This is a genomic window from Cognatilysobacter tabacisoli, from assembly GCF_003586305.1.
Lineage (GTDB): Bacteria > Pseudomonadota > Gammaproteobacteria > Xanthomonadales > Xanthomonadaceae > Cognatilysobacter_A > Cognatilysobacter_A tabacisoli.
Map to the genome: position 1 here is coordinate 831,483 of NZ_KZ987400.1, position 26,055 is coordinate 857,537.

The following is a 26,055-nucleotide window of genomic DNA, read 5'->3' on the forward strand; positions in this document are numbered from 1 at the left end:
CGGTCCACACTGGCTGAACACCGCCAGCCCCACGCTTGAATCGCCGCGGCCACAGCCGCATCTGACGGTCATCGCGGCCGCACGCCGCCCCGTTGGACCTTGAAGTACTCGTTCCCGAGGAATCCCCCATGCGGATGGACAAGCTCACCTCGCGCTTCCAGCAGGCGCTCGCCGACGCGCAGTCGCTCGCGGTCGGCCGCGACCACAGCGTCATCGAACCGGTGCACCTGCTGGTCGCGCTGATCGACCAGCCCGGCGGCAGCACGCGCCCGCTGCTGTCGCAGGGCGGCGTCAACGTGCCGCTGCTGCGCGAGCGGCTCGGCGAGGCGCTGGAGAAGCTGCCGAAGGTGTCCGGCCAGGCCGGCAACGTCAGCATCGGCAACGACCTGGCGCGCCTGCTCAACGTCACCGACAAGCTGGCCCGGCAGCGTGGCGATGCCTTCATCGCCAGCGAGCTGTTCGTGCTGGCCGCGCTCGACGACGGCGGCGAGGTCGGCCGCGCGCTGAAGGCGGCGGGCGCGGCCAAGGCCAGGCTCGACGCGGCGATCGACAAGGTCCGCGGCGGCGAAAGCGTGCAGTCGGAAAACGCCGAGGAGCAGCGGCAGGCGCTGGAGAAGTACTGCATCGACCTGACCGCGCGCGCCGAGGGCGGCAAGCTCGATCCGGTGGTCGGCCGCGACGAGGAGATCCGCCGCACCATCCAGGTGCTGCAGCGTCGGACCAAGAACAACCCGGTGCTGATCGGCGAGCCCGGCGTCGGCAAGACCGCGATCGTCGAGGGCCTGGCCCAGCGCATCATCAACAACGAGGTGCCCGAAGGCCTGCGCGGCAAGCGCGTGCTGTCGCTCGACATGGGCGCGCTGATCGCCGGCGCGAAGTTCCGCGGCGAGTTCGAGGAGCGGCTCAAGGCCGTGCTCAACGACCTGTCGAAGAACGAAGGCCAGGTGATCCTGTTCATCGACGAGCTGCATACGATGGTCGGCGCCGGCAAGGCCGAAGGCAGCATGGACGCCGGCAACATGCTCAAGCCCGCGCTCGCCCGCGGCGAGCTGCACTGCATCGGCGCGACCACGCTCGACGAGTACCGCAAGTACGTCGAGAAGGACGCCGCGCTCGAGCGCCGCTTCCAGAAGGTGTTCGTCGGCGAGCCCAGCGTCGAGGACACGATCGCGATCCTGCGCGGCCTGAAGGAGCGCTACGCGGTGCACCACGGCGTCGAGATCACCGACCCGGCGATCGTCGCCGCGGCCACGCTGTCGCACCGCTACATCGCCGACCGCCAGCTGCCGGACAAGGCCATCGACCTGATGGACGAGGCCGCCAGCCGCATCCGCATGGAGATCGACTCCAAGCCCGAGGAGCTCGACCGCAAGGAGCGCCGGCTGATCCAGCTGAAGATCCAGCGCGAGGCGCTGAAGAAGGAGAAGGACGAGGCCTCCCGCCAGCGCCTGGCTGACCTCGAGAGCGAGATCGCCGTGCTCGAGCGCGAGTTCAACGACCTGGAAGAGGTGTGGAAGGCCGAGAAGGCGACGCTGCAGGGTGCGACCCGGATCAAGGAGCAGATCGAGGCGGCCAAGCTCGAGCTCGAGGCCGCGCAGCGCAAGCAGGACTTCGCGCGGATGAGCGAGATCCAGTACGGCACGCTGCCCGAACTCGACAAGCAGCTGCACGCGGCGCAGGAGGCCGAGACGAAGGGCTTCACCCTGCTGCAGGACAAGGTGACCGCCGAGGAGATCGCCGAGGTCGTGTCGCGCTGGACCGGCATCCCGGTGTCGAAGATGCTCGAAGGCGAGCGCGAGAAGCTGCTGAAGATGGAGGAGCAGCTGCACGCGCGCGTGGTCGGCCAGGACGAGGCGATCAAGGTCGTCTCCGACGCGGTGCGCCGCTCGCGCGCCGGCCTGAGCGACCCGAACCGGCCGTCCGGCTCGTTCCTGTTCCTCGGCCCGACCGGCGTCGGCAAGACCGAGCTGTGCAAGGCGCTGGCCGAGTTCCTGTTCGACTCGACCGACGCGATGGTGCGCATCGACATGAGCGAGTTCATGGAGAAGCACGCGGTCAGCCGGCTGGTCGGCGCGCCGCCGGGCTACGTCGGCTACGAGGAAGGCGGGTACCTGACCGAAGCGGTGCGCCGCCGGCCGTACAGCGTGATCCTGCTCGACGAAGTCGAAAAGGCGCACCCGGACGTGTTCAACATCCTGCTGCAGGTGCTCGACGACGGCCGCCTGACCGACGGACAGGGCCGCACGGTGGACTTCCGCAACACCGTGATCGTGATGACGTCGAACCTCGGCAGCCAGATGATCCAAGACATGTCGGAGCGGAGCGCGGCGGACGCCGATACGCCCGAGGCCTACACGCAGATGAAGGCGGCGGTGATGGGCGTGGTGCAGTCGCACTTCCGCCCGGAGTTCATCAACCGGCTCGACGACATCGTCGTGTTCCACCCGCTCGACAAGGCGCAGATCCGCGAGATCGCGAAGATCCAGCTCAAGGGCCTGGACAAGCGGCTGGCCGAGCGCGGGCTCAAGCTCAAGCTGTCCGACGACGCCCTCGCGCTGCTCGGCAACGTCGGCTTCGACCCGGTCTACGGCGCGCGGCCGCTGAAGCGCGCGATCCAGCAGCAGCTCGAGAACCCGCTGGCGCAGCGGATCCTGTCGGGCGAGTTCGCGCCCGGCGACACCGTGCAGGTCGACGCGGCCGGCGGACAACTCGTGTTCGGCAAGGGCTGATCGCGCAAGGCGGCCGCACGACGCCAGCGCGGCAAACGCGAACGGCCCGGGAATCCCGGGCCGTTCGTCGTTGCGCGGGGCCGTCGTGGCGGGCGCTTACCAGCGGTAGCCGATCCGCCCGTACACGAACGCGCCGTTGAAGCCGTTCGGCGACGACGCCGAGTACGGCAGCTGGCCATTGGTGGCGTTCTGGTAGATCACCTCGTCGGGGTACTCGTCGAGCACGTTGTCGGCGCCGAGCGTGAACGCCCAGCGGTCCAGCGTGTAGGTCGTCGACAGGTCCAGCGTCCACTGCGGATCGAAGGTCTGGTCGCGCGACGTGTCGGCCGGGTTGTTGCCGAACAGCACGCTGAACTCGCCGTAGCGGGTGGCGTTGGCGCCGAAGCGCCAGGCGCCGGTTTCGTAGGTGCCGCCAAGCTGGAACTTCTCGCGCGGCGCGCCGACGGTCAGCCGGCCCACCTCGACGCGGCCGATGCGCACTGCGGCCGGGTCGATCGCGGCCAGCACGGCCGGGTTCGGCGCGATCCGCTCGACGTCGGTCTTGTTGTAGTTGTAGCCCGCGGTCAGGTCGAGCGTGCCGCCGGCGAGGTCGAACCGGTACGTGCCGATCACGTCGACGCCGGTGGTCTTGGTGTCGATCGCGTTGGTGAAGTAGCGGCCGCCGCCGAGCGCGGGATCGACCGTGGCGTTGAGGAACAGCCGCACTGGCGTGGACGTCAGGTTCTCCGACAGCATGATCCGGTCGTCGATGTCGATCCGGTACGCGTCGACGGTGATGTACAGACGCTCGACCGGCTGCAGCACGACGCCGAGGCTGAGGTTCTTGGACTCCTCGGCCTTCAGCGGTTCGGCGCCGAGCGCGATCGCCGCCGGGTCGTTGACCCGGAACGTGCGGATGTCGAACGGCACGCCGCCGATGAAGTTGGTCGCCGTCGAGCGGAAGAACTGCTGCTGCAGCGACGGCGCACGGAAGCCTGTCGACGCGGTCGCGCGCACCGCGAACGCCTCGGTGAACGCGTAGCGCGCCGACAGCTTGCCGGACGTGGTGCTGCCGAAGTCGCTGTACTCCTCGGCACGCACGGCGAGGCCGGCCGACAGCTTGTCGGTCAGGTCGGCCTCCAGGCCGAGGTAGCCGGAGTAGCTCTCGCGGTTGAAGTCGCCGGCGTCGTCCGGGCGGAAGCCGGGGAACACCTGCGAGCCCGACGGTGCGGGCGTGCCGTTGGGCAGCCGCACGCCGCCGTTGACGTACGAGGCGAGCTCGCCCGGGCGCTGCTGGAACTCCTCGCCGCGCCACTCGGCGCCGAGCGACACGGTGACCGGGTACTCGAGGAAGCCGACGTCGAACGCGCGGCTGGTGTCGAAGTTCAGCACGTGCTGGGTGACCTCGAGCGCGCCGGCGTAGAAGTCGGTCTGCGAGGTCGGGCCGAGGCTGCGGTTGAGGCTGTTCTCGACGTCAAACGTCAGGTCGCTGTTGCCGTAGTTGTAGCTGAGGTCGACCTTCCAGCCCAGCGCGGTGTCGCCGCGCAGGCCGGCGACGAAGGCGCGGTCGTTGGCGATGTTGCGGATGTTCGGCAGGAAGCCGTTCGGGTAGATCTCGGGGATGTTGCGGGTGTCGAGCGCGGGGCGGAAGAAGCCGTTCGACAGCGCGTCGCGGCGGCTGGCGGTGCCGAACGCGTAGAACTCGACGCCGTCGGCGGGGCTGAATTCGGCATTGGCCGACACGCCCCACTGCTCGACTTCCGGGTCGCCGTAGCGCTGCACGACCTGCCCGAACGGCGGCGCGGTCGCCGGCCGCGACGTCGTGCCGGGGCCGAGGATGTACGGCCGCGCGCGGTCGGTCTGGTCCTGCTGGCCGGCCTGCGCGGCCATGCGCACGAAGCCGGTCTCGCCGAGGCCGAAACCGACGTCGCCGTCGAGCTGGGCCTGGCGGCCGTCGCCGGCGCTGTACTGGCCGCCGCGCAGCGAGACGCCGCCGCCGTCGGCGCCGCCCTTGAGCACCACGTTGATCACGCCGGCGATCGCGTCCGAGCCGTACTGCGCCGACGCGCCGTCGCGCAGCACCTCGACCCGCTCGATCGCGGCGATCGGGATCGCGTTGAGGTCGACCGGCGACGAGCCGCGGCCCTGGCTGCCGTTGAGGTTGATCAGCGCGGTCGTGTGCCGGCGCTTGCCGTTGACCAGCACGAGCACCTGGTCGGGGGCGAGGCCGCGCAGCTGCGCCGGGCGGACCGCATCGGTGCCGTCGGTGATCGCCGGCCGCGGGAAGTTCAGCGACGGCAGCGCGCGCGACAGCGCGGTCGCCAGTTCGGTCGTGCCGGTCGCCTCGAGCGCCTCGGGCGTGATGATGTCGATCGGCGAGGCCGATTCGGCCACCGTGCGGTCGCTGACCCGCGTGCCGGTGACGATGACCTGGTCGAGCGTGGTCGGGTCGCGCGGCGCGTCCTGGGCGAGGGCGAGCGGCGAGGCGAGGGCGGCGAGGACGGCGAGACTGAGCGCGGTGCGGGTCATGGGGGCCTTCCGAGCGTTGGTGTCCTGCCTGCTTAACGCACTCTTCACGCAAAATCCAGCGCCATCCGGATGGAGCGATATAGACCTTTGGCTATGTCGACCCCCGCGCGGGTGCCGGCGGGCCGGCGCGGTGCACCTGCTAGACTCCGCCCCGCCTGAGGTGACCGCTGGCGAGTCCGGCGGTTGAAACGGGAATCCGGTGCCGCCCCGTCGCGATCGACGCGGGCCATTCCGGAGCTGCCCCCGCAACGGTGGGCGATGGGGCCAGGAAGGCCCGGACGCGGCGAACGCCACTGTGCCCAGCGCACGGGAAGGCGCCGGGTCTGGACGCAGGCGCGTCCGATCGCGAGCCCGGAGACCGGCCTGAGGCTTCGTCGTGACACGCGGTGGGCGTGGCCATGGAACCTCGCGCCCGTGGGCGCGAGCGACCGTGCTCCCGTCGCCGCCTGTCGCCTTTGCCATTGCCATCCGCGCGGGCAGGCGCGGTCCAAGGAGCCACTCCGTGACATCCCGTTTCGTTTCCAACCGCCGGCGCGTGCTGGCGGTGGCGCTGTCGTCCGCGTTCGCGGCCACCGCCTCTCCGCTCCTCGCACAGGACGCGGCCACCGACCTCGACAGCGTCGTCGTCACCGCCGCGCGCACCGCGCAGACCCAGGACGCCACGCTCGCGGCCGTCACCGTCATCACCCGCGCGCAGATCGAAGCGCTGCAGCCGGCCTCGCTGCCGGAGCTGCTGCGCGGCACGCCGGGCGCGGCGATCGCCAACAACGGCGGCGCCGGCAAGGAGAGCTCGCTGTTCCTGCGCGGCACCGAATCCGACCACACCCTAGTGCTGGTCGACGGCATCAAGGTCGGCTCGGCCACCGCCGGCAAGGCGGCGCTGCAGGACATCCCGGTCGAGCAGATCGAGCGGATCGAGATCGTGCGCGGGCCGTTCTCAAGCCTGTACGGCTCCGAGGCGATCGGCGGCGTGGTCCAGATCTTCACCCGCAAGCCGCGCGGGGCGTTCAACCCGAACTTCAGCTTCGGCGTCGGCAGCTTCGACACCGTCAAGCTGTCCGCCGGCCTGTCCGGCCGCGGCGAGCGCGGCTGGTACGCGGTCAACGCCGCGCACGAGGAGACCGACGGCATCGATGCCTGCCGCGGGTTCGGCTTCCCGGTGTTCGCCGGCTGCTTCACCGACGAGCCCGACCTCGACGGCTACCGCAACCGCTCGCTGTCGCTGTCCGGCGGCGTCACCCTGGCGCAGGACTGGGACCTGGAAGCGCGCGCGCTGCGCGGCGAAGGCCGCAACGAGTACGACGGCGGCTTCGCCAACGAATCCGACACCGTGCAGCAGGTGGCCTCGACGCGGCTGCGCTGGCGCGCCAGCGACGCGCTGACGCTGACCGCCACTGCCGGGCGCAGCGACGACCAGAGCGACGACTTCAAGGACCGAGTCGCCACCGGCTACTTCGAGACCCGGCGCGACCAGGGATCGCTGCAGGCCGACCTGCGCGCCGGCGGCGCGCTGCTGACGGCCGGGTTCGACTGGCTGCGCGACGCGGTCGACAGCAGCGAGCCGTACGACATCGGCCAGCGCATCAACCGCGGCGCGTTCGCGCAGTGGCAGCAGGCGTTCGGTGCCCATTCGCTACAGGCCAGCGTGCGCCGCGACGAGGACAACCAGTTCGGCGGGCAGACCACCGGCAGCGCGCTGTGGGGCTGGAACGCCAGCGATGCGCTGCGCGTGACCGCCAGCGCCGGCACCGCGTACAAAGCGCCGTCGTTCAACGAGCTGTACTACCCGTTCTTCGGCAATCCGGACCTGGTGCCGGAAACCTCGCGCAGCGTCGAACTCGGCGTGCGCGGCAGCCACGGCTGGGGTGGCTGGACGCTCAACGCGTTCGACACCCGGATCGACGACCTGATCGCGTACGACTCGACGCCGGCGCCCGGTCGGCCGTTCGGACGGCCGAACAATATTGAGCGCGCGCGCATCCGCGGCGTCGAGGCGACCGCGTCGACGACCCTCGCCGGCTGGACGCTCGCCGGCCACGCGACGTGGCTCGACCCGCGCAACGACAGCGGCGTGAACCGCGACCGGCTGCTGCCGCGCCGCGCGCGCGTCGGCGGGCGCGTCGACGTCGACCGCCGCTTCGGCGCCGTCAGCGTCGGCGCCAGCGTCACCGGCAGCGGCGATCGCTTCGACAACCCGGGCAACAACGTGCGCCTGGGCGGCTATGCGACCACCGACCTGCGCGTCGGCTATGCGCTGAGTCCGGCGTGGCGCCTGCAGCTCAGCGCCAACAACGTGTTCGACCGCGACTACGAGACCGCGGCGTACTACCGCCAGCCGGGCCGCAACTACCTGGTCACGCTGCGCTACAGCGCGGTCGAGTGAGGATTGCTGCGTCATCCCCGCCTGCGCGGGGATGACGACGCGACTGCCGCGAGGGGCGCGACCACCCGCGAAAACGAAGAATGAAGTGCCGTCGCCCCCGGCCATCGGGCGCAGCGCGATGGCATCCATCGACGCGCGAGCCAGCGGCTCGCACGCGGCGCCGCCTCAGCCCGCGGCAGGCGGCAGGTGGCGATCCCCGCGGAACGTGGGCATCGCCATCACCATCTCGGCGAAGCTGTGCGCCAGCTCGCGCTCGGCCATCACCGCCGCATCGGCGCCCTGCTCGAGCAGGTGCTTGACCTCGCCGTCGCTGTGCGCGCGCGACACCACCGTCAGCGTCGGGTTGATCTCGCGCAGCCGGGCGATGATCTCGCCGGCCTCCAGCGCGTTCGGGATCGCGATCATCGCGGTGTTCGCGCGCTCCGGCGCGGCCTCGCGCAGCACGCGTTCGGCGGCAGCGTTGCCGCGGATCGCCGGGAAGCCGGCCGCGCGGGCGCGGTCGATCCGATCGGACTCGTCGTCGACCACCAGCACGGTCACGTCGCGCGCGGCGAGCAGCCGCGCCAGCTCGCTGCCGACCCGGCCGAAGCCGATCACGATCACGTGGTCGTGCAGGTCGTCCGGGATCGGCGGGCTCATGTGTTCGACATCCGCCGCGGCGGTCTCCAACCGCTTGGCGCGGCGATCGAGCCAGCCGAACAGCAGCGGGTTCACGACGATCGACAGCAGCGCGCCGGCCAGCACCAGGTCGTGACCGTCCTGCGGCAGCACGTTCAGCTGCAGGCCGAGGCCGGCGAGGATGAACGAGAACTCGCCGATCTGCGCCAGGCTCGCGGAGATCAGCAGCGCGGTCGAATTCGACTTGCCGAACGCGCGGACGATCGCGTACGCGGCGATCGACTTGCCGAGCACGATGATCAGGAACGTCAGCAGCACGTCGACCGGACGCTGGACCAGGATCGACGGGTCGAACAGCATGCCGACGGACACGAAGAACAGCACCGCGAACGCGTCGCGCAGCGGCAGGGTCTCGTTCGCGGCCTGGTGGCTGAACTCCGACTCGTTGAGCATCATCCCGGCGAAGAACGCGCCCAGCGCGAACGACACGCCGAACAACTCGGCCGAGCCGAACGCCGTGCCGAGCGCGATCGCCAGCACGCAAAGGGTGAACAGTTCGCGCGAGCCGGTGCCGGCCACGCGCGCGAGGATCCACGGGATCAGCCGTCGGCCCACCACCAGCATCACCGCGAGGAATGCGCCGACCTTGAACACGGTCGTGAAGATCGCCGTCCACACCGACGCCGCGTCGCCGGCTTCGCCGGACAGCAGGCCCGACAGCGCCGGCAGCAGCACCAGCGCCAGCACCATCGCCAGGTCCTCGACGATCAGCCAGCCGACCGCGATCTTGCCCTTGCTGGTGTCGACCAGCCGCCGCTCCTCGAGCGCGCGCAGCAGCACCACGGTGCTGGCGACCGACAGCGACAGGCCGAACACGAACGAGGCGCCGTGCGACCACCCGAGCCACCGGCCCATCGCCCAGCCCAGCAGCGTCGCGACCGCGATCTGCACGACGGCGCCCGGCAGCGCGATCGCTTTGACGTCGAGTAGGTCGCGCAGCGAGAAGTGCAGGCCGACGCCGAACATCAGCAGGATCACGCCGATCTCGGCCAGCTGCGGCGCGAGCGTCTGGTCGCCGACGAATCCGGGGGTGAAGGGGCCGGCGATGACGCCGGCGATCAGGTAGCCCACCAGCGGCGACAGCCGCAGCCGCTGCGCGATCGCGCCAAAAATGAACGCCAGCACGAAGCCGGCGACGAGGATGGCGATCAGCGAGGTGTGGTGCATCCGGACTCCTGGCGGGCCGTCCCCAGGTAGGACGGCGTGGGGACGGCGCGTCCGGCCACCGGCGCCGGGCCGGGTGCGGGAAGACGCGCGGGCAGGGCGCGCGTCGCTGCGTGGGAGGCGCCGCCTGAGCCCTTCACCGTACAATATCCGGATGATCGCCTTCCGTGATTTCGCCCTTCGTCGCGGCGAACGCCTGCTGCTGTCCAAAGTCGACCTGACCCTGCAGGCGGGGTGGCGCGTGGGCGTCATCGGCCGCAACGGCACCGGCAAGTCGTCGCTGTTCGCGGCGATCCAGGGCGAGCTCGAATCCGACCTCGGCAATCTCGACATGCCCGGCAAGGTCCGCATGGCCGCGGTCGCGCAGGAGACGCCGGCGCTGGACGACGCGGCGCTCGATTTCGTGCTGTCCGGCGATGCCCAGGTGCATGCGGTGCTGGTCGCCGAGCGCGAGGCGGTCGAGCGCGAGGACTGGGAGGCCGTGGCCGAGTGCCACCACCGGCTCGAGGAGCTCAACGGCTACGACGCCACCGCGCGCGCCGGCAAGCTGCTGCACGGGCTGGGCTTCACCCCGGACACGCATTCGCGCGCGGTCAAGGAGTTTTCCGGCGGCTGGCGCGTGCGCCTGAACCTGGCGCGCGCGCTGATGACGCCGTCGGACCTGCTGCTGCTCGACGAGCCGACCAACCACCTCGACCTCGACGCGGTGCTGTGGCTGGAGCAGTGGCTGCTGAAGTACCCGGGCACGCTGATGCTGATCTCGCACGACCGCGAGTTCCTCGACGAGGTCACCACCCACACGCTGCACCTGCACGACGGGCGCGCCAAGCTGTACGTCGGCGACTTCACCGCGTTCGAGCGCCAGCGCGCCGAGCACCTGCGCCTGCAGCAGATCACCCACGAGAAGGCGCAGGCCGAGCGCGCGCACCTGCAGAGCTTCATCGACCGCTTCAGCGCCAGCGCCGCCAAGGCCAAGCAGGCGCAGTCGCGGGTCAAGCGGCTGGCGAAGATGGCCGGCACCGAGGCGGTGCGCGCCGAGCGCGCGCTGCGCATCGACTTCCCTGCGCCGGCGCGGCTGCCGCACGCGCTGCTGCGCGTGGTCGACGCCGACTGCGGCTACGGCAACCACGTGGTCCTGCACGACGTCGGCTTCATCCTGCAGGCCGGCGACCGCGTCGCCCTGCTCGGGCCGAACGGCGCCGGCAAGTCGACGCTGGTCAAGTCGCTGGTCGGCGAGCTCGACCTGCTCAGTGGCGAGCGCAGCGGCCACCCGGACCTGCGCATCGGCTACTTCGCCCAGCACACGGTCGAATCGCTGCGCGAGGGCGCCTCGCCGATCGAGCACCTGCAGGACCTCGCGCCGGGCGTGTCGAACCAGCAGCTGCGCGACTTCCTCGGCAAGTGGAATTTCCCCGGCGACCGCGCGTTCGAGTCGGTGGACGGTTTCTCCGGCGGCGAGCGCGCGCGGCTGGCGCTGGCGCTGATCGCGTGGCGGCAGCCGAACGTGCTGCTGCTCGACGAGCCGACCAACCACCTCGACCTCGACATGCGCGAGGCGCTGGCCGAGGCGCTGGCCGAGTTCAGCGGCGCGATCGTGCTGGTCTCGCACGACCGGCACCTCATCGGCCTGGTCTGCGACACGTTCTGGCGCGTCGCCGACGGCGTCGCCCAGCCGTTCGACGGCGACCTCGACGCCTACGCCGCGTGGCTGCGCAGCCGCGACGCCAGCGCAGGTAAGCCGCCGGTGGCCGCGGTGCCGGCCGCAGCCGCGCCGGCTGCCGCAGCGAAGCCCGCCGCCAAGCCGGCGTCGAAGATCAACCCGCACAAGCTCGCGCAGGCCGAGGGCCGCGTCGCCGAGCTCGAGTCGACGCTGCACGCGATCGACATGGACCTGGCCGACCCCGACGCGTACAGCGGCGGCGGCACCAGCGCCGCCGAGCTGTCGCGCCGCCGCGACGAGGTCGCCGCGCAGCTGGCCGACGCCGAGTCCGCGCTGCTGGCGCTGTACGAGGCGGCCTGACCGCCCGCGCGGTCAGTCGCGCAGGAAGTACTCGACCGTCGTCACCACCCGCACCTTCTTCACGTGCGGGCTGCCGCGGTCGCGCGCCTCGATCGAAACGACGCCCTGGTTGGCGGTGCGGATGCCGCCCAGGCGCGCGCCGGAGTCCTGCGCGAACTGCTCGGCCGAGCGCCGCGCGTTGGCGGTCGCCTCGGCGATCAGCGCCGGCTTGATGTCGTTGAGCTTGGTGTAGTCGAACTCCGGGCCGCCGGCGGGGTCGCCCTCGCTGCCGAGCATCACCCCGGCGCTGACCAGCTCGCCGCTGCGGCGCAGCGCCGCCAGCGCCTCGCCGACCTTGTGGGTGCGCAGGGTCACCGTGGTCGCGTAGCGGTAGCGCTCCGGCGGGCGGTTCTCGCCGTAGGCCCAGGCCCAGCGGTCCTCGAGCCGCGGCGGCGAGGCGACGATCTCGTCGGGCTTGAAGCCCGCGCGGGCGAAGAAGTCGCGGATCGTCTTCGAGTTCGCGTCAAGCCGGCGCTGCACGTCGGCCAGGTCGTTGCCGCCGACCGTGTGCGCCAGCGGCCACACGACGAGGTCGGCGTCGACGACCTTCTCGGCCGAGCCCTTGACCGTGACGAAGCGGTCCTGCGTGCGCAGCCGGGCCATGCCGTCGGCGGCGAACCAGCCGGCGCCGACCAGGCCGAGTGCGATCACGGCGGCGGCCACCACGTTGCGGGCGGTGCGGGGGCGAGCGTCGTTCATCGGACAGGCTCCGGCAGGCGGTGGGCGGCGGACGTGCGCGCAGCATAAGTCGCGTCGCGGGCTTGAAACCGCCGGGCCCGCGCCCCAAGGTTGGCGCCCGTTCAAACCCCACGGCCTGCCCACGATGCCGATCTACGCCTTCGAGTGCGCCGCCTGCGGCCACGCCTTCGACCGTCTGCAGAAGCTGTCCGACGCCGATCCGACCCAGTGCCCGGCCTGTGGCGAGCCGCAGGTGCGCCGGCAGCTGACCGCGCCGCAGTTCCGCCTCGCCGGCGGCGGCTGGTACGAGACCGACTTCAAGAAGGACGGCGACAAGAAGCGCAACCTGGCCGGCGACGGCGGGCAGGCCGCGCCGGCCGCGTCGAGCGGCAGCGAGGGCGGCGGCGCGGCGTCGGGCGCGACCAAGGCCGCCGAGCCCAAGCCCGCCGCGTCCGCGCCGGCGCCGAAGAGCGGCGACGCCGGCTGAAGCCGGCGCGCCGGCCGCGTTGCCGCCACCGCAACAAAAAAAGCGGCGCCGTCTCCGGCGCCGCCTTGCTGTGCAGCGGTGCGAGGCTCAGTACGTGCCGAACCGGCCGCGGCAGCCGCCGCTGACCCAGATCGCGCTGCGGCCCTGGCGGCCCCAGGTGCGGCCTTCGACGCACGCCGCCCGCGACAGCTGCTGGATCAGTCGCGGCTGGCCGTAGCGCGCATTCCATGCGCACGTCACGGTGCGGCCCTCGACGCTCGAGCAGGTCACCGAATAGTCGTTGGCGTTGCCGCCGCCGCCCCAGCCGCCGCGGCCGGGCGCGAACTCGGCGCGGCAACCCTTCCAGACCGTGATCAGGCCCGGCTGCGAGTTCCAGGTCTGGCCCTCGATGCACGGGCTCTTCGACAGCTGGCGCACCAGCCGGGCAGGGGCTTGCCACTGGGTCGGGCAGCGGCGCGCGTCGCCGTCCTTGCTCTCGCAGCGGACCACCTGGCCGCCACCGGGGTAGCCCGGTCCGCCGGGATAGCCAGGGTAGTTGCCGCCGCCGCCGCTGCCGCCGAGCGAGCGGGCGATGTCGGACTTGATCTGGCTGAAGCCCCAGTTCGAGCGGTTGACCTGGTCGAGGTAGAAGCGCAGCTGGTCGTCGGGAATGCGGCGGCCGTTCGACTGCTCCTGGTATTCGAGGCTGATCACGCGGACCTGGTCGTTGTACGCCAGCCCGCGCAGGTCTTCGGGCGCGTACGCGCGCTCGGCGCGCTGCGCGCCGGCGGGCAGGGCGAGCGTGGCCAGGCACAGGGCGGCGAGCAGGGATTTCCACGAGGTGTTCATGACGGCTCCTTGGTCGGTTCGGCAGTGCGCGGGACACACGGAAGGTCGACTCCCAACGGGATGGCGGCCGTGGACCGATGGCGGCCCGGGCGCGATGCCGGCGGGGCTTACGGTCGCGCGCCCGTCGCGTGCCGGCAAGGGGGCGCCCGCCGGCCGTGCGCCGGCGATTCAGCCAGCCGGCGCGGCCGCCCGCCGGTGGTTGCGCGCTAAACTTGCCGGTTTCGGCGACCGGCCGATGCGACCCCCGGAGCTTTCCCCCATGCGGACCCATTTCTGCGGCCTGATCGACGAGTCGATGATCGGCCAGACCGTCACCCTGTGCGGCTGGGCCGACGTCGCCCGCGACCTGGGCGGGCTGTGCTTCATCGACCTGCGCGACCACGAGGGCATCGTGCAGATCGTCGCCGAGCCGGACGCGGGCGCGGCCGGCAATGCCCAGGTGATCGCCGCCGCGGCGCAGGTCGGCTACGAGGACTGCCTGCGCATCACCGGCACCGTCCGCGCGCGCCACGCGGTCAACGACAAGATCCGCACCGGCAAGGTCGAAGTGGTCGCGACGAAGATCGAGCTGCTCAACAAGGCCGAGCCGCTGCCGTTCCACGCGCACGAGAACCCGGGCGAGGACATCCGCCTCAAGTACCGCTACCTCGACCTGCGCACGCCGGACATGCAGCGCAAGATGCGCACCCGGACGAAGCTGGTGGCCGCGCTGCGCCGCTACCTCGACGAACGCGGCTTCCAGGACCTCGAGACGCCGATCCTGACCAAGGCCACGCCGGAAGGCGCCCGCGACTTCCTGGTGCCGGCGCGCATGCACCCGGGCGAGTTCTACGCGCTGCCGCAGTCCCCGCAGCTGTTCAAGCAGATCCTGATGATGGCGGGCTTCGACCGCTACTACCAGATCGCGCGCTGCTTCCGCGACGAGGCGCTGCGCGCCGACCGCCAGCTCGAGTTCACCCAGCTCGACATGGAGTTCGCGTGGGTCGGCGAGCGCGACGTGCAGGACCTCACCGAGGACATGGTCCGCCACGTGTTCCGTGAAGTGATGGACGTGGAGTTGGCCAGCCAGTTCCCGCGCATGACCTACGCCGAGGCGATGCGCCGCTATGGCTCGGACAAGCCGGACCTGCGCATCGCGCTGGAGTTCGTCGACGTGGCCGAGCTGGTGAAGGGCTGCGAGTTCAAGGTGTTCACCGACGCCGCCAGCGATCCGGACGGCCGCGTCGTCGCGCTGCGCATCCCGGGCGGTGCGTCGCTGTCGCGCAAGCAGATCGACGAGTACGCCGCGCACGCCGCGAAGTACGGCGCCAAGGGGCTGGCCTACGTGAAGCTCGACGAGGCCGGCGCGGTCAATTCGCCGATCGCGAAGTTCTTCGCCGACGACGCGTTCAAGGCCCTGCTCGAGGCGATCGGCCTGCGCAACGGCGACATCGCGTTCTTCGGCGCCGGCGCCTACAAGACCGCCAGCGACTTCATGGGCGCGCTGCGGCTCAAGGCCGGCAAGGACTTCGGTCTGGTCGAGGACCGGTGGGCGCCGCTGTGGGTCACCGACTTCCCGATGTTCGAGTGGGACGACGAAAGCGGTCGCTACGTCGCGTTGCACCACCCGTTCACGGCGCCGGCGGTCGATTCGATCGACGACCTGCGCGCGAACGCGAAGACCGCGGTCAGCCGCGGCTACGACATGGTGCTCAACGGCAACGAGATCGGCGGCGGTTCGATCCGCATCCACAACTCGGCGATGCAGTCGGCGGTGTTCGAGCTGCTCGGCATCGGCAAGGACGAGGCCGAGCTGAAGTTCGGCTTCCTGCTCGACGCGCTGAAGTACGGCGCGCCGCCGCACGGAGGCATCGCGTTCGGCATCGACCGCATCGCCGCGCTGATGGCCGGCACCGAGTCGATCCGCGACGTCATCGCGTTCCCGAAGACCACCACCGCGCAGTGCCTGATGACCGGCGCGCCGTCGCCGATCCCCGACGCGCAGCTGGCCGAGGTGCACGTGGCGGTGCGACCGGTCGCGCCGAAGGCCTGACGCGCGGCGATGCCGGAGCCGCGCGCCCCGCTGGCGATCCGCCGCGCCACCGTCGCCGACGCCGCGACGCTGTCGCGGCTGGCGGCGCGCACCTTCACCGAGACCTTCGGCCACCTGTACCCGGCCGAGGACCTGCGCGCCTTCCTCGACGAAGCCTACGCGGTCGACAAGCAGGAGGTGATCCTGGGCCACCCGGACTACGCGGTGTGGCTGCTCGAGGACGCCGACGGCGAGGCGGTCGGCCACGCCGCGGCGGGCCCGTGCGGCCTGCCGCACCCGGACGTGCAGCCGGGCGACGGCGAGCTCAAGCGCCTGTACGTGCTGGCCGGTGCGCAGAACGGCGGCTGGGGCGGGCGACTGTTCGACGCGGCGCTGCAGTGGCTCGAGCGCGACGGCCCGCGCACGCTGTGGATCGGCGTGTGGAGCGGCAACCTCGGCGCACAGCGCTTCTACGCGCGCCACGGCTTCGTCCACGTCGGCGACTACGAGTTCCCGGTCGGCCGGGTCCGCGACCACGAGTTCATCCTGCGCCGCGCGCCGCGCGGCGCCTGACCGCGACGGGCCTCCGTCCGCGTAGGCTGTCGGCATGACCCGACGCGTCGTCCTGCTGCACGGCCTGTGGATGCCCCGCGCCTCGATGCGCTGGATGGCCGCGCGCCTGCGCGACGCCGGCTACGCGCCGTCGCTCTTCAGCTACGCGACGGTCAGCGGCGGCCCCGAAGCCGCGGTGCCGGCGCTGGTCGCGACGCTGCGGCGCGAGCCGTGCCACGTCCTCGCGCACAGCCTCGGCGGGCTGGTCACGCTGCGCGCGCTGCAGGACGCGCCGCAGCTGCCGGTCGAACGCGTCGTGTGCCTGGGCTCGCCGCTGTGCGGCAGCGCCGCCGCGACCGGCCTGGCGCGGCTGCCGCTGGCGGCGGCGTCGCTCGGGCGCAGCGCCGAGCTGCTGCGCTCGGGCTGCGGCGCGTGGACCGGCCGCGCCGAGGTCGGCGTCGTCGCCGGGCGCACGCCGCTCGGCCTCGGCCAGCTGTTCGGGCGCTTCCGCGGCGACAACGACGGCACCGTCGGCGTCGACGAGACCCGCATCGACGGCCTCGCCGGCCACGCGGTGATCCCGACCAGCCACACCGGGCTGCTGTTCTCGCCGGAAGCGGCGCGGCTGGCGGTGGGCTTCCTGCAGGACGGGCGCTTCCCGGCCTGAGCGGCCTGCGCTGGCGGGATGCCCGCACGCCGGGTCGAGTAGAATTCGCCCCCCGTACCGGACGCCGAAGAACACGCCATGGGTCGAGGCCCTTCGATCGAAGCCCGCAAGAACGCCGTCGACGCGCAGCGCGGCAAGATCTTCACCAAGGTCATCCGCGAGATCGGCGTGGCGGCTCGCGCCGGCGGCGGCGACCCCTCGGGCAACCCGCGCCTGCGCGCGGCGATCGACAAGGGCCTGGCGGTCAACATGTCCAAGGACGTGATCGAGCGCGCGATCAAGAAGGCCACCGGCGAGCTGGAAGGCGTCGAGTACGAGGAAATCCGCTACGAGGGCTACGCCCCGGGCGGCGTCGCGGTGATCGTCGACTGCCTGACCGACAACAAGGTCCGCACCGTCGCCGACGTGCGCCACGCGTTCGGCAAGTTCGGCGGCAACCTCGGCACCGACGGCTCGGTCGCCTTCATGTTCCGCAAGCTCGGGGTCCTGTCGTACGCGCCCGGTGCCGACGAAGACCGGGTCACCGAGGCCGCGATCGACGCCGGCGCCGACGACGTCGTGGTGTATCCGGAGGACGGCGCGATCGACGTGCTGACCGCGCCGGACGCGTTCGAGGCCGTCCGGGCGGCGATGGCGGCCGCCGGGCTGGCGCCGGACCTGGCCGAGGTGACCCTGCGCGCCGACAACGACATCTCCGTCGAAGGCGAGACCGCCGAGCAGGTGCGCAAGCTGCTGCGCTGGCTCGAGGACCTCGACGACGTGCAGAACGTCTACTCCAACGCCGACCTCGGCGATGCCTGAGTCGCGTGCCCGGCCCGCGGTCCTCCGCCGCATCCGGGCGCACCCCGCCATGACCCGCACCCGCCACGGCGCGTCCGCGTGATGCGCATCCTCGGCATCGACCCGGGCTCGCAGCGCACCGGCATCGGCGTCATCGACGTCGCCGCCGACGGCCGCTGCAGCTACGTGCACGCCCAGGCGATCAAGCTGCTCGACGCGGCCGATTTCCCGTCGCGGCTCGGCCTGCTGTGCGAGGTGCTCGAATCCGTGCTCGACCAGTGGCAGCCGCAGCAGGTCGCGATCGAGACGGTGTTCATGGACAAGTCGGCGACGTCGGCGCTGAAGCTCGGCCATGCGCGCGGCGCGGCGCTGGCGACGGTCGTGCGCCGCCACCTGCCGATCAGCGAGTACGCCCCGCGCGTGATCAAGCAGTCGCTGGTCGGCCGCGGCGCCGCCGACAAGGACCAGGTCCAGCACATGGTCCGCCTGCTGCTGAGCCTGCCGGAAGTGAAGCTGCAGGCCGACGCGGCCGACGCGCTGGCCGTCGCGCTGACCCATGCGCACATGAGCGCGACCGCGTCGCGCACCGGCATCAGCACCCAGCTGCTGCGCCGGCGCTAGCGCTTGCCCGCAATGACCACCGCAACCACCACCGCCAGCACCGAAGGGGCATCGTCGTGATTGGACGCCTGAAAGGCATCGTCGTGCACAAGCAGCCACCGTGGCTCGTCGTCGACGTGCACGGCGTCGGCTACGAGCTCGAGGCGCCGATGAGCACGTTCTACGACCTGCCCGAGCTGGGCCGGGAAGTCGCGCTGTTCACCCACTACGCGCAGAAGGAGGACAGCGTCTCGCTGTACGGCTTCCTCCGCGAGTCCGAGCGCCGGCTGTTCCGCGACGTGCAGCGGGTCACCGGCATCGGCGCCAAGATCGCGCTGGCGGTCCTGTCGGGCGTGTCGGTCGACGATTTCGCGCGGATGGTGCAGGCCGGCGACGTGACCTCGCTGACCCGCATCCCCGGCATCGGCAAGAAGACCGCCGAGCGCATGGTCGTCGAACTGCGCGATCGCGCGGCCGACCTGGCCGGCACCGGCGCCACGCTGCCGTCCGGCGGCGTGGCCCACGACCCGCAGTCCGAGGCGGTGATCGCCCTGCAGCAGCTGGGCTACAAGCCGGCCGAGGCCGCGCGCATGGCGCGCGACGCGATGGCCGACGGCGACGACGCCGCCACGATCATCCGCAAGGCGCTAAAGTCCGCGCTTCGCTGACGCCCCCAACGTCCCGCACAGGCAGGCCCATGGCCAGTTCGACCCCGGATTCCAGCAGCGCCGCACCCGTCGGCGGGCACGGCCACGCGCAGGCGGGGCTGGCGGCCCTGATCGTCGGCGCGGTCGGCGTGGTGTTCGGCGACATCGGCACCAGCCCGCTGTACACCATCAAGGAGATGTTCCACCCGCACTTCGGCCTCACGCCCGACGCCGAGACGGTCAAGGGTCTGCTCTCGCTCGGATTCTGGTCGCTGCTGCTGGTCGTGACGCTGAAGTACGTCATCGTCATCATGCGCGCCGACAACGAAGGCGAGGGCGGCATCATGGCGCTGACCGCGCTGGCCCAGCGCAGCCTGCAGAAGGGCTCGCGGCTCAGCTACGTGGTCGGCATCCTCGGCATCTTCGGCGCGGCGCTGTTCTTCGGCGACGGCATGATCACCCCGCCGATCACGGTGCTCGGCGCGGTGGAAGGCCTGGAGGTGATCTCGCCGGTGTTCGGCCAGGCGGTGGTGCCGATCAGCCTGGTGATCCTGTTCGGCCTGTTCGCGTTCCAGCGCTTCGGCACGGCGAAGGTCGGCAGGGCGTTCGGACCGATCATGATCGCGTGGTTCGTCGTCATCGCCGCGTTCGGCGCGTACAACATCGTGCAGAACCCGCTGGTGCTGCGCGCGCTGAATCCGTACTGGGCCTGGCATTTCTTCGCCACGCACGAGTGGCACGCGGTCCTGATCCTCGGCGCGGTGGTGCTGACCGTCACCGGTGGCGAGGCGCTGTACGCCGACATGGGGCACTTCGGCAAGCGGCCGATCCGCTGGGGCTGGTTCGGCTTCGTCCTGCCCGCCCTGACGCTGAACTACTACGGCCAGGGCGCGGTGCTGCTGCGCTCGCCGGAGGCGGTCGCCAATCCGTTCTACATGTCGATCCCCGACTGGGCGCAGATACCCATGCTGGTGCTGGCGACCACCGCCGCGGCCGTGGCGTCGCAGGCGGTCATCACCGGCGCGTTCTCGGTGACCCGCCAGGCGATCCAGCTCGGCTACCTGCCGCGGCTGGCCATCAAGTACACCTCGCGCGACACGATCGGGCAGATCTACGTGCCGTCGATCAACTGGATGCTGCTGGGCGCGGTCGTGCTGCTGGTCCTGACCTTCCGCAGCTCCGGCGCGCTGGCAACCGCATACGGCCTGTCCGTCACCGGCACGATGCTGATCGACACGTTGCTGCTGGCCGTGGTCGCGTACACGCGCTGGCCGGACTCGCGCAAGTGGGTGCTGCCGCTGTGCGCGCTGTTCCTGCTGATCGACCTGGCGTTCCTGTTCGCCAACGGCGCCAAGCTGCTGAGTGGCATCGGGGCGTGGGTACCGCTGTTCATCGGCATCTTCGCCTTCACGATGATGCGCACCTGGCGTCGCGGCCGCGAACTGCTCCACGGGGAAATCCGCAAGGAAGGCATCCAGCTCGACGTGTTCCTGCCCGGGCTGATGCTGGCCCCGCCGGTGCGGGTGCCCGGCACCGCGGTGTTCCTGACCGCCGACAAGACCGTCGTACCGCACGCGATGCTGCATAACCTCAAGCACAACAAGGTGCTGCACGAGCGCAACGTGTTCCTGACGGTGGACACCTTGAACGTGCCCTACGCGGCGAAGGACAAGCGTTTGAAGATCGAATCGATCGGCGATGATTTCTATCGCGTCGTCATCAAGTTCGGTTTCATGGAGACCCCGGACGTTCCGCTGGCCCTGATGCGTTCGTGCGACGCGGGGGGCATCTACTTCGATCCGATGGAAACGACCTACTTCACCAGTCGCGAGACGGTTGTCGCCGGCCGCCACCGCGGCATGCCGATCTGGCGTGACAAGGTGTTCGCGCTGATGCACCGCAACGCCGCGCCGGCGACCGGATTCTTCCGCATCCCGGGCAACCGGCTGGTCGAGTTGGGCGCGCAGATCGAGATCTAGCAGGCATCCGTCGCCGGCCGCCGGCTCGCGCATAATCCCCGCATGACAGACGACCGCCTGATCGCCGCCGGCGCCACCCGCGAGGACGACGCCGTCGACGCCTCGATCCGCCCGAAGCGGCTGGACGAGTACCTCGGCCAGCAGCCCGTGCGCGAGCAGATGAAGATCTACATCGACGCGGCCAAGGGCCGCGGCGAGGCGCTCGACCACGTGCTGATCTTCGGCCCGCCCGGCCTGGGCAAGACCACGCTGAGCCACGTGATCGCCAACGAACTAGGCGTGAATCTGCGCCAGACCTCGGGCCCGGTGATCGAGAAGGCCGGCGACCTCGCCGCGCTGCTGACCAACCTGCAGCCGCACGACGTGCTGTTCGTCGACGAGATCCACCGACTCTCGCCCGTGGTCGAGGAAATCCTCTACCCGGCGATGGAGGACTACCAGATCGACATCATGATCGGCGAGGGCCCTGCCGCGCGCTCGATCAAGCTCGACCTGCCGCCGTTCACCCTGATCGGCGCCACCACCCGCGCCGGTCTGCTGACCGCGCCGCTGCGCGACCGCTTCGGCATCGTCCAGCGGCTGGAGTTCTATAGCGCCGAGGAGCTCACGCGCATCGTGCGACGCTCGGCGCAGATCCTCGGCATTGCGTGCGCGCCGGAAGGCGCGGCGGAGATCGCGCGGCGGTCGCGCGGCACCCCGCGCATCGCCAACCGGCTGCTGCGGCGCGTGCGCGATTTCGCCCAGGTGCGCGCCGACGGCACGATCACCGCCGAGACCGCCGACGCGGCGATGCTGATGCTGAAGGTCGACCCGGAAGGCTTCGACGACCTCGACCGGCGGCTGCTGCGCACCATCGTCGAGTCGTTCGACGGCGGACCGGTCGGCGTCGAGTCGCTGGCTGCGGCGCTGAGCGAGGAGCGCGGCACGCTCGAGGACGTGATCGAGCCGTACCTGATCCAGCAGGGCTACCTGGTGCGCACCGCGCGCGGCCGCATGGCCACGCCGAAGGCCTACCGCCACATCGGCCTGGCGCCGCGCGCGCGCGACGGCGGGCTGTTCGACGCGGCCGCCGTCGCGCCGGGCGACTAGCGATGCGACGCGCCGCAAAGGCGCGCCCTGTCACCGTTTGCGGGGATTCTTAACGGATGTTCAGCCTACCCGTCCGCATTTATTGGGAAGATACCGACGCAGGCGGCGTGGTCTACCACGCGCAGTACCTCGCCTTCCTCGAACGCGCGCGCAGCGACTGGATGCGCGCGCAGGGCCACGGCCAGGAGCGGCTGCGGGTCGAGCACGGGCTGGTGTTCGCGGTGCGTGCGATGACGCTGGATTTCCTCAAGCCGGCGCGTCTGGACGACGTGCTGGCGGTCACCGCGGCGCTGTCGGACTGCCGGCGCGCGAGCGCGGTGTTCGCCCAGCGCATCGTCCGCGACGGCGAGCTGCTGCTGACCGCGCAGGTCCGCGTGGCGGCGCTGGACGCGGCGACGTTCCGCCCGACGGCCATCCCGCCGGCGCTGTACGAACAACTCAAAGCCCTCGAACACAGCGCGCCGGCCCCCCGGCCCGCGCGCACGGAGAACCCAGCATGACCCCACTGTTGACCGCGATGCAGGCCACCGCCGTCGAGCCGCTGCCCGAGGAAGCCGCCGCGTCGACCGTCGACGCGCTGGCCGCCGCCGCGACCGCGCCGGCGAACAGCCTCGACCTGCTCGATCTGGTGCTCAAGGCCAGCATTCCCGTGCAGCTGATCATGCTGCTGCTGGTGGTCGCGTCGGTGGCGTCGTGGGTCATCATCTTCCGCAAGCGCAGCGTGATCCGCCGCGCCGCGCGCGAGGCCGAGCAGTTCGAGGAGCGGTTCTGGTCCGGCGCCGAGCTGACCAAGCTGTATTCCGCCGCGACCGAGCGCAATCGGGACATCGGCGGGCTCGAGGCGATCTTCGAGGCCGGCTTCCGCGAGTTCGGCCGGCTGCGCCAGCGCCGCGGCGCCGACGGCCGCATGCAGCTCGAGGGCGCGCAGCGCTCGATGCGCGCGACCGCCTCGCGCGAGCTCGACGGGCTCGAGCACAACCTCGAGCTGCTCGCCAACATCGGCTCGACCTCGCCGTACATCGGCCTGGTCGGCACCGTGTTCGGGATCATGGTGACGATGCATTCGCTGCTCGCCAGCAGCCAGCAGGTCGGCATCAAGGACGTCGCGCCGGGCATCTCCGAGGCGCTGCTGGCCACGGCGATGGGCCTGTTCGTCGCGATCCCGGCGGTCTGGGCCTACAACCGCTTCGCTACCGCGGTCGAGCGGCTCGCGGTGCGCTACGACACGTTCGCCGAGGAGTTCTCCTCGATCCTGCAGCGCCAGGCCCACGTCGACGAGACCTGACGCGCGCCGGCGAGGGCGAGTGCGCGCACTGCCGCGCAACCCCGTCCCGCCGGTCCGTGCGTTCGTCCCCCCGCACACGAGAGCCCCGCCATGTCCGTCCTGTCCGCGCGCCGCCAGCGCAAGCGCAAGCTCAAGTCCGAGATCAACGTCGTGCCGTACATCGACGTGATGCTGGTGCTGCTGATCATCTTCATGATCACCGCGCCGCTGCTGAACGTCGCGACCGAGATCAACCTGCCGCAGTCGAAGGCGCGCTCCCTGCAGCAGAAGCAGGACCCGGTGGTCGTAAGCGTAGACGCGCAGGGCAACTACTTCCTCGCCGTCACCGCCGGCAAGAACGAGAGCGTGACCGCGGCCGACCTGCGCGCGCGCGTCGGCGGGATCGTCGCGCAGAACAAGGACGTGCAGGTGCTGGTCGGCGGTGACGCCACCGCCAGCTACCAGACCATCACCGACGCGATCGACCTGCTGAAAGAGGCGGGCGTCGACAAGGTCAGCCTGATCAGCGCGCCGAAGCAGGATCCGGCTCGATGAGGGAAAAGCCGGCCGACACCGCCCGGGCGATCGTGCTGGCGCTGCTGGTGCACCTGGCGCTGGCGCTGGTGCTGTTCGCCGGGCTGTGGTGGACGCGCGCCGCCGCGCCCGCGGCGGCGGCCGGCGCGATGTCGGCCGAGGTTGTCGAGTCCAGTTCGCTGTCGAGCGCGATGCGCCGCACGATCGCCGACCGCCCCGAGCCCATCGTCGCGCCCGAGCCCGAGGAGGTCGACAGCGACCCGCTGCCGCAGCCCGAGCCGGAGCCGCGCCCCGAGGACCAGCCGACGCCGGTGCAGCGCGAAGCGCAGGACTTCATCCCGCAGCCGGACGACGTCAACCAGGAGGCCGTGGTCGACGCGCCGACCCCGACGCCGGCGGAGGAGGCGAAGGTGCAGGAGGCCAAGCGCCGGCAGGAGCAGGTCGACCTGACCGAGCAGCAGCGCCAGCAGGACGCCGAACGCCAGCGTCGGCTGTCCGAGATGGAGCAGCAGCGCCAGCAGCAGCTGGCCGAAATCCGCCGCCGCCGCGCGCTTGCCGCGCGCGACGCCAAGGTCGCCGAAGCGCAACTGCGGCAGATCGCCGAGGCCCGCGCCGCGAGCGCGTCGGAAGAAGCCGCCCGTTCCGACGCCGCCGCCAGCCAGCCGGCCGGCGCCGGCGGCACCGACACCGGATTGCAGGCGCGGTATGCCGAGGCGCTGCGCCAGGCGATCGTGTCGAAGTGGACCCGCCCCGAGACCGTGCCGATCGGCGCGCCGTGCCGGCTGGTGATCCGCCAGCTGCCCGGCGGCGAGGTCATGGACGTGCAGGTGGCCTCGCCGTGCTCGTACGACGAGCAGGGCCAGGAATCGATCAAGCGCGCGGTGCTGAAGGCGCAGCCGCTGCCGTACGCCGGCTTCGAGCCGGTGTTCCAGCGCACGCTGACGCTGAACTTCAAGGCGGCGGACCGTTGATTCCCCGGGCCCCGTCGCCCGGTTCAGCTTTGAGCAAGCGTTCACGACCATCCTGTTAAACCTTCGAAGCTGAACGGTTTGCTTTCGCTGCCGTCCCGCGTCCCCCACCGGAGTGCCGATGAACCGACCCCTGCGCTGGCTGCTCGCCGCCCTTGCCTTCACCTTCCCGCTGGCCGCCTCCGCGCAGGCGCAGGGCCTGGAAATCGACATCGTCGGCGGCAACGCCGCGGCCACGCCGATCGCGGTGGTGCCGATGCCGTACCAGGGGAGCGGGGCGGCACCGGCCACCGACGTCGCCGCCGTGGTCAAGGCCGATCTCGAGCGCTCGGGCCAGTTTCGCGGCCTGCCCGACGCGCAGATGGCCGAGCGCCCGACCCGCGGCAGCGAGGTCAACTACCCGACGTGGCGCGCGCTGAACCAGGATTTCCTCGTCGTCGGCCGCGTCGTCGATGCCGGCGGCGGCAGCTACCGGGTCGAGTACGAACTGTTCGACGTGGCCAAGCAGGAGCGGCTGCTCGGCTTCGCCCTGACCGCGCGCAGCAGCGCGCTGCGCGACGTCGCCCACCAGGTCGCCGATGCGATCTACGAGAAGATCACCGGCGTGCGCGGCGCGTTCTTCACCCGCATCGCCTACGTGACCGCCACAGGCACCGGTCGCGCCAGCCGCTACGCGCTGATGGTCGCCGACTCCGACGGCTTCAATCCGCAGACCGTGGTCCGCTCGCCCGAGCCGCTGCTGTCGCCGTCGTGGAGCCCGGACGGCGGCCGCCTGGCCTACGTCAGCTTCGAGGGCGGCAACTCGTCGATCTACATCCAGACCATCGCCACCGGCGCGCGCGAGCTGGTGGCCAAGTTCCGTGGCATCAACGGCGCGCCGTCGTTCTCGCCGGACGGCCGGCGCCTGGCGCTGACGCTGTCGCGCAGCGGCAACCCCGAGATCTACGTGATGGACCTCGGCAGCCGCGCGCTGACCCAGCTGACCAACCATTTCGGCATCGACACCGAGCCGACCTGGAGCGCCGACGGCAGCCGCGTGTATTTCACCTCCGACCGCGGCGGTCGCCCGCAGATCTACCAGGTCGCCGCCAGCGGCGGCGGCGCTACGCGCGTCACGTTCCAGGGCACCTACAACGCCAGCGCCGACGTTTCGGCCGACGGCAAGAAGGTCGTCACCGCGCAGGGTTCGGGCAACACGTACCGCATCGCGATGATGGACAGCAGCCTCGGGAATGCGCGCTGGAGCACGCTTTCGCCGGGCTCGCTGGACGAGTCCCCGAGCTTTGCCCCGAATGGCGTGATGATCCTCTATGCTGCCCGTGAAGGCCGCCGGGGGGTCCTCTACGCCGTTTCCGCCGACGCGCGGGTGCGCCAGCGCCTGGTGCTGGCCGACGGCGACGTGCGCGAGCCGGCCTGGGGTCCGTACCGGACCCCGCGCTGAGCCGCGCCC

The 26,055-nt window shown here is 71.3% G+C and carries 21 protein-coding genes and 1 riboswitch; of the genes, 17 read left to right on the forward strand and 4 right to left on the reverse strand.

Annotated elements, in window-relative coordinates:
- Positions 1–128 precede the first annotated feature (128 nt).
- Entirely contained in the window at positions 129–2,729 is a 2,601-nt protein-coding gene (clpB, locus tag D3A60_RS03725) for an ATP-dependent chaperone ClpB (protein ID WP_119717329.1), read from the forward strand.
- Between the two features lie 96 nt (positions 2,730–2,825).
- Here the strand turns inward: clpB and D3A60_RS03730 are convergent, their stop codons facing one another.
- The gene (locus D3A60_RS03730) at positions 2,826–5,237 is read right to left on the reverse strand and encodes a TonB-dependent receptor plug domain-containing protein (protein WP_119717330.1); all 2,412 of its coding nucleotides are present in this window, start codon (positions 5,235–5,237) and stop codon (positions 2,826–2,828) included.
- Positions 5,238–5,378: 141 nt separating this feature from the next.
- Positions 5,379–5,618, forward strand: a riboswitch (cobalamin riboswitch).
- 121 nt (positions 5,619–5,739) lie between these two features.
- Here D3A60_RS03730 and btuB point away from each other — a divergent pair.
- Positions 5,740–7,620 (forward strand): TonB-dependent vitamin B12 receptor, encoded by a 1,881-nt coding sequence (gene btuB, locus D3A60_RS03735; protein WP_196778629.1) that lies wholly within the window; start codon positions 5,740–5,742, stop codon positions 7,618–7,620.
- A 165-nt stretch (positions 7,621–7,785) separates the two neighbouring features.
- Here btuB and ybaL read toward each other — a convergent pair whose 3' ends face one another.
- Positions 7,786–9,465, reverse strand: coding sequence for a YbaL family putative K(+) efflux transporter (gene ybaL, locus D3A60_RS03740; protein WP_119717332.1), 1,680 nt, complete (start codon positions 9,463–9,465; stop codon positions 7,786–7,788).
- Between the two features lie 151 nt (positions 9,466–9,616).
- On the opposite strand from ybaL, the gene D3A60_RS03745 reads away from it, so the two are divergent.
- Complete coding sequence (locus tag D3A60_RS03745) at positions 9,617–11,482, forward strand: ABC-F family ATP-binding cassette domain-containing protein (protein ID WP_119717333.1); 1,866 nt, start codon at positions 9,617–9,619, stop codon at positions 11,480–11,482.
- 12 nt (positions 11,483–11,494) lie between these two features.
- Here the strand turns inward: D3A60_RS03745 and D3A60_RS03750 are convergent, their stop codons facing one another.
- Entirely contained in the window at positions 11,495–12,220 is a 726-nt protein-coding gene (locus D3A60_RS03750) for an SIMPL domain-containing protein (RefSeq protein WP_119717334.1), read from the reverse strand.
- 124 nt (positions 12,221–12,344) lie between these two features.
- On the opposite strand from D3A60_RS03750, the gene D3A60_RS03755 reads away from it, so the two are divergent.
- Positions 12,345–12,686, forward strand: coding sequence for an FmdB family zinc ribbon protein (locus D3A60_RS03755; protein WP_119717335.1), 342 nt, complete (start codon positions 12,345–12,347; stop codon positions 12,684–12,686).
- Between the two features lie 87 nt (positions 12,687–12,773).
- Here the strand turns inward: D3A60_RS03755 and D3A60_RS03760 are convergent, their stop codons facing one another.
- Entirely contained in the window at positions 12,774–13,514 is a 741-nt protein-coding gene (locus D3A60_RS03760) for a DUF3011 domain-containing protein (RefSeq protein ID WP_119717336.1), read from the reverse strand.
- Between the two features lie 259 nt (positions 13,515–13,773).
- On the opposite strand from D3A60_RS03760, the gene aspS reads away from it, so the two are divergent.
- The 13 genes from aspS to tolB all read left to right on the forward strand — a co-directional run bounded on the left by aspS (position 13,774) and on the right by tolB (position 26,046).
- Positions 13,774–15,546, forward strand: a complete 1,773-nt coding sequence (gene aspS, locus D3A60_RS03765; protein WP_119717337.1) for an aspartate--tRNA ligase — start codon at positions 13,774–13,776, stop codon at positions 15,544–15,546.
- Between the two features lie 9 nt (positions 15,547–15,555).
- Positions 15,556–16,098, forward strand: a complete 543-nt coding sequence (locus D3A60_RS03770) for a GNAT family N-acetyltransferase (protein WP_119717338.1) — start codon at positions 15,556–15,558, stop codon at positions 16,096–16,098.
- Between the two features lie 34 nt (positions 16,099–16,132).
- Complete coding sequence (locus D3A60_RS03775) at positions 16,133–16,744, forward strand: esterase/lipase family protein (RefSeq protein ID WP_119717339.1); 612 nt, start codon at positions 16,133–16,135, stop codon at positions 16,742–16,744.
- 78 nt (positions 16,745–16,822) lie between these two features.
- Positions 16,823–17,545, forward strand: a complete 723-nt coding sequence (locus D3A60_RS03780; RefSeq protein ID WP_119717340.1) for a YebC/PmpR family DNA-binding transcriptional regulator — start codon at positions 16,823–16,825, stop codon at positions 17,543–17,545.
- A gap of 78 nt (positions 17,546–17,623) precedes the next feature.
- Complete coding sequence (ruvC, locus tag D3A60_RS03785) at positions 17,624–18,145, forward strand: crossover junction endodeoxyribonuclease RuvC (protein WP_119717341.1); 522 nt, start codon at positions 17,624–17,626, stop codon at positions 18,143–18,145.
- A 56-nt stretch (positions 18,146–18,201) separates the two neighbouring features.
- Complete coding sequence (gene ruvA, locus D3A60_RS03790; RefSeq protein WP_119717342.1) at positions 18,202–18,792, forward strand: Holliday junction branch migration protein RuvA; 591 nt, start codon at positions 18,202–18,204, stop codon at positions 18,790–18,792.
- Between the two features lie 29 nt (positions 18,793–18,821).
- Positions 18,822–20,750 (forward strand): potassium transporter Kup, encoded by a 1,929-nt coding sequence (locus tag D3A60_RS03795; RefSeq protein ID WP_119717343.1) that lies wholly within the window; start codon positions 18,822–18,824, stop codon positions 20,748–20,750.
- A 42-nt stretch (positions 20,751–20,792) separates the two neighbouring features.
- Positions 20,793–21,839, forward strand: a complete 1,047-nt coding sequence (gene ruvB / locus D3A60_RS03800; protein WP_119717344.1) for a Holliday junction branch migration DNA helicase RuvB — start codon at positions 20,793–20,795, stop codon at positions 21,837–21,839.
- Positions 21,840–21,895: 56 nt separating this feature from the next.
- The gene (gene ybgC, locus D3A60_RS03805) at positions 21,896–22,339 is read left to right on the forward strand and encodes a tol-pal system-associated acyl-CoA thioesterase (RefSeq protein WP_119717345.1); all 444 of its coding nucleotides are present in this window, start codon (positions 21,896–21,898) and stop codon (positions 22,337–22,339) included.
- On the forward strand, positions 22,336–23,124 hold the full coding sequence (tolQ, locus tag D3A60_RS03810) for a protein TolQ (protein ID WP_119717346.1): 789 nt from the start codon (positions 22,336–22,338) through the stop codon (positions 23,122–23,124). The genes ybgC and tolQ overlap by 4 nt, the downstream gene beginning before the upstream one ends.
- A 90-nt stretch (positions 23,125–23,214) precedes the next feature.
- The gene (gene tolR, locus D3A60_RS03815; RefSeq protein WP_119717347.1) at positions 23,215–23,658 is read left to right on the forward strand and encodes a protein TolR; all 444 of its coding nucleotides are present in this window, start codon (positions 23,215–23,217) and stop codon (positions 23,656–23,658) included.
- Positions 23,655–24,608 carry a TonB C-terminal domain-containing protein gene (locus tag D3A60_RS03820; RefSeq protein WP_119717348.1) on the forward strand — a complete coding sequence of 318 codons (954 nt, stop codon included), beginning with the start codon at positions 23,655–23,657 and terminating at the stop codon, positions 24,606–24,608. The genes tolR and D3A60_RS03820 overlap by 4 nt, the downstream gene beginning before the upstream one ends.
- Before the next feature lie 118 nt (positions 24,609–24,726).
- Positions 24,727–26,046: a Tol-Pal system beta propeller repeat protein TolB gene (tolB, locus tag D3A60_RS03825; protein WP_119717349.1), complete on the forward strand. Its 1,320-nt coding sequence runs from the start codon at positions 24,727–24,729 to the stop codon at positions 26,044–26,046.
- Positions 26,047–26,055 lie beyond the last annotated feature (9 nt).

Bases quoted from the DNA above. Each gene is read 5' to 3' on its own strand.
- ybgC (WP_119717345.1), top strand. From the start codon at position 21,896: ATGTTCAGCCTACCCGTCCGCATTTATTGGGAAGATACCGACGCAGGC.
- D3A60_RS03775 (WP_119717339.1), top strand. From the start codon at position 16,133: ATGACCCGACGCGTCGTCCTGCTGCACGGCCTGTGGATGCCCCGCGCC.
- ybaL (WP_119717332.1), bottom strand. From the start codon at position 9,465: ATGCACCACACCTCGCTGATCGCCATCCTCGTCGCCGGCTTCGTGCTG.
- D3A60_RS03770 (WP_119717338.1), top strand. From the start codon at position 15,556: ATGCCGGAGCCGCGCGCCCCGCTGGCGATCCGCCGCGCCACCGTCGCC.
- tolR (WP_119717347.1), top strand. From the start codon at position 23,215: ATGTCCGTCCTGTCCGCGCGCCGCCAGCGCAAGCGCAAGCTCAAGTCC.
- D3A60_RS03755 (WP_119717335.1), top strand. From the start codon at position 12,345: ATGCCGATCTACGCCTTCGAGTGCGCCGCCTGCGGCCACGCCTTCGAC.
- clpB (WP_119717329.1), top strand. From the start codon at position 129: ATGCGGATGGACAAGCTCACCTCGCGCTTCCAGCAGGCGCTCGCCGAC.
- aspS (WP_119717337.1), top strand. From the start codon at position 13,774: ATGCGGACCCATTTCTGCGGCCTGATCGACGAGTCGATGATCGGCCAG.
- D3A60_RS03745 (WP_119717333.1), top strand. From the start codon at position 9,617: ATGATCGCCTTCCGTGATTTCGCCCTTCGTCGCGGCGAACGCCTGCTG.
- tolQ (WP_119717346.1), top strand. From the start codon at position 22,336: ATGACCCCACTGTTGACCGCGATGCAGGCCACCGCCGTCGAGCCGCTG.
- D3A60_RS03795 (WP_119717343.1), top strand. From the start codon at position 18,822: ATGGCCAGTTCGACCCCGGATTCCAGCAGCGCCGCACCCGTCGGCGGG.
- D3A60_RS03750 (WP_119717334.1), bottom strand. From the start codon at position 12,220: ATGAACGACGCTCGCCCCCGCACCGCCCGCAACGTGGTGGCCGCCGCC.
- D3A60_RS03760 (WP_119717336.1), bottom strand. From the start codon at position 13,514: ATGAACACCTCGTGGAAATCCCTGCTCGCCGCCCTGTGCCTGGCCACG.
- D3A60_RS03780 (WP_119717340.1), top strand. From the start codon at position 16,823: ATGGGTCGAGGCCCTTCGATCGAAGCCCGCAAGAACGCCGTCGACGCG.
- ruvB (WP_119717344.1), top strand. From the start codon at position 20,793: ATGACAGACGACCGCCTGATCGCCGCCGGCGCCACCCGCGAGGACGAC.
- tolB (WP_119717349.1), top strand. From the start codon at position 24,727: ATGAACCGACCCCTGCGCTGGCTGCTCGCCGCCCTTGCCTTCACCTTC.
- D3A60_RS03820 (WP_119717348.1), top strand. From the start codon at position 23,655: ATGAGGGAAAAGCCGGCCGACACCGCCCGGGCGATCGTGCTGGCGCTG.
- D3A60_RS03730 (WP_119717330.1), bottom strand. From the start codon at position 5,237: ATGACCCGCACCGCGCTCAGTCTCGCCGTCCTCGCCGCCCTCGCCTCG.